Below are 2,668 nucleotides of genomic sequence, written 5' to 3' on the forward strand. Positions count from 1 at the left end.
CCCCGGGGACTACGCCCGCGGGCTAATCGATTAGCTCGCGAACCTTGAATGCGTGGATGCCCTTGTCCTGCGGAACCGCTCGCCCACCCCCAGGCGCGTTCCACCACCGGACGTCCACTCTCTGTTCGGAAAACCGGTTCCCATTTTTCCGGATCATCGCCTAGATACAGTCTCGCCCCGCCGGCTTCAACCTCGCCGCCTCAAGATATTCAGTAAGCTATTGATTTATTTCGACTTACTGGAAGGCGACGGGCTGCCGGGCTGCGGCGGGCAGCCCCCCTGGCCACCGCCGCCCTGCCCGCCCTGTCCTTGCCGGATCAGCGCCTGCACCCTGCCGCCGTCGGATTCCACACGCGAGACGCCGGTCGTCATGTCCACCAGCAGCCTGTCGCCGCGCAGCACGTTCTTGCACTGCGTCAGCACGACGCCGCCGAGCATGGTGATGAGATTGGCTTTGGTGTCGAAGATCGCGGTCTCCCCGGTGACGACCTGATCCTTCTGGGTGACCACGACGTTGCCCTTGGCCTCCAGCCGCTTGATCGAGGAGCTGCCACCCGGCCCCGGCTGGGCCGACTGCATCGGCGCCGATTTTGCGCTTTTGGCGTTCGATGGCGGCGGCGTGCCTTGGCCCTGTCCCGAATTCGATTCATAGAACACGACCAGCGTCTTCGACGTCATCGTGGTGTCGCCCTGTACCACCTTCACATTGCCGGAGAATGTCGCTTCCTTTTTCTTGTCGCGCATCTCGAGCGCCGCCGCCTCGATCTGGATCGGCTGGTCACGATTCTGGGTAAAGCCCTGCATGGCGTTGGGCACGCCGGAGACTGCGCTCTGCGCGCGCACCGAACCCGGCGCGATCATCGCGAGTACGAAGGCCGCCGCTGCAACACCGCGCGAAGAAAACTGCTTCATGAAGATCATTTCGTGTTGGCGGATTTGCTTGAGCCCGAGCGCGTCTTCGGTGGCGGTGCAGGTGCGGGCGCCGGCTCCGCTTCGGCCTGCGCCGGCGGATTATCCATGATCAAATTCATCACGACATTGCCTTCGAAGCGCACGACCTCGCCGTTGTTGTAGATCCGGAGCTTGTCGGCGGTCAGCGTGCCGTTCAGCAATTTGACGTCGACATGCTCGTCCGACGTCACCGTGCCCTTGTTGATATCGACAAAGGCTTGCGAAAGCTTGGCCTCATAGCCGGTCGACGTTTGCAGGAAGATGTCCTTGCGCAGGTCGAGGAGCTGCTGCTTGCTGTCGTAGAAGCCGGTGCGCGCATCCATGGTCATCGTGGAGCGGTCTTCCATCAGCATCTTTGCGCGCAGGGTCTGGAGCTCGACGTGATCGGGGTCGGTGAGGTCCTGGATCGCCGCCTTGGCCCAGAGCTCGTACGGGCGCTGGTCGGTGGAGAAGCCCGCGAGATGCGGCGATTCCATCGTGATCTTGGTGCCGGAGACGACCAGGTTGCCGATGTCGACCGGCAGCTTCGGCAACAACATGCGGAACGGATTGAAGACCGACACCCCGACGATCGCGAGCAATGACAGGACCACCGCCGCGGGGACCGCGATGCGAAGGATCCGCACCATCCGGCTGTGGCGCTCGGCGGCGGCAAAGCGCGCCTCGAGGCCGGCTAGATAGGCTGGGCTCTGGATCGAATTCACCGCTGCTCCAAGGGCGCGAAGTCTGGCAAAAGCTTACATCATTCTACCCGGGACCGCCGGATTGCGCAGCCGGGACGTCGCATCGCGGCCGCCGCACACTCGCGTTACGAGTGTGACCGAAACGGGGCGGACGAACGCCTTTCGGGCGTCCGCGCCGGCCTCGGACAGGTTCAGGAATGCGCAAAAATGTCTTCGGCTTCCCAGCCGCCGAGATCGAGCCGGGCGCGGGTGGGCAGGAATTCGAAACAGGCTTTCGCCAGTTCGGTGCGGCCCTCGCGCGCCAGCATCGCATCGAGCTTCTCGCGCAGCGCATGCAGATGCAGCACGTCGGACGCGGCATAGGCAAGCTGCGCCTCGCTCAGCGCCGGCGCGCCCCAGTCGCTCGATTGTTGCTGCTTCGACAGTTCGATATTGAGCACCTCGCGCACCAAGTCCTTCAGTCCGTGGCGGTCGGTATAGGTGCGGCTGAGGCGGGAAGCGATCTTGGTGCAGTAGACCGGCGTCGGCATCACGCCATAGGCATTGTAGAGCGCCGCAAGATCGAACCGCGCGAAGTGGAAGATCTTCAGGATGTTCGGATTGGCGAGCAGCGCCTTCAGGTTCGGCGCATCGGCTGATGCCATCGGCACCTGCACGACGTCGGCCGTGCCGTCGCCATTGGACATCTGCACCACGCAGAGCCGGTCGCGATGCGGATTGAGCCCCATGGTCTCGGTGTCGATCGCAACGGCATCCTTGTAGCGGGACAGATCCGGCAAATCGCCGCGGTGCAGGCGGATGGTCATGAAAGCGTGCCTCAGGTCAAAAAAGTTCGATTCGAGGCGCGACACTAGCCTCCAAAGCGCGAGGAGGCGAGCGCTAGAACAGCCACAAACCGCAATAAAACGAGCTATTTGCCATGGTTTTGCGGAGTTCCTCGGTGCCCGCAGCCAGTACCGACGAGAGCCCGCCGGCCATCCCTTGGGGGCGTAGCCCGGGTGAAGCGCCAGCGTAACCCGGGGCCGTTCCAATGG

The 2,668-nt window shown here is 63.4% G+C and carries 3 protein-coding genes; all 3 read right to left on the reverse strand.

Annotation, left to right across the window (positions count from 1 at the left end):
• Positions 1 to 225: 225 nt before the first annotated feature.
• Positions 226 to 921, reverse strand: coding sequence for an LptA/OstA family protein (locus CWO89_RS42845; RefSeq protein ID WP_130584219.1), 696 nt, complete (start codon positions 919 to 921; stop codon positions 226 to 228).
• Positions 918 to 1,655, reverse strand: coding sequence for an LPS export ABC transporter periplasmic protein LptC (gene lptC, locus CWO89_RS42850; RefSeq protein ID WP_130584220.1), 738 nt, complete (start codon positions 1,653 to 1,655; stop codon positions 918 to 920). The genes CWO89_RS42845 and lptC overlap by 4 nt, the downstream gene beginning before the upstream one ends.
• 170 nt (positions 1,656 to 1,825) lie before the next feature.
• Positions 1,826 to 2,440, reverse strand: a complete 615-nt coding sequence (locus CWO89_RS42855; RefSeq protein ID WP_130584221.1) for a ribonuclease D — start codon at positions 2,438 to 2,440, stop codon at positions 1,826 to 1,828.
• Positions 2,441 to 2,668: the final 228 nt, after the last annotated feature.

This window comes from Bradyrhizobium sp. Leo170, assembly GCF_004296405.1.
Lineage (GTDB): Bacteria > Pseudomonadota > Alphaproteobacteria > Rhizobiales > Xanthobacteraceae > Bradyrhizobium.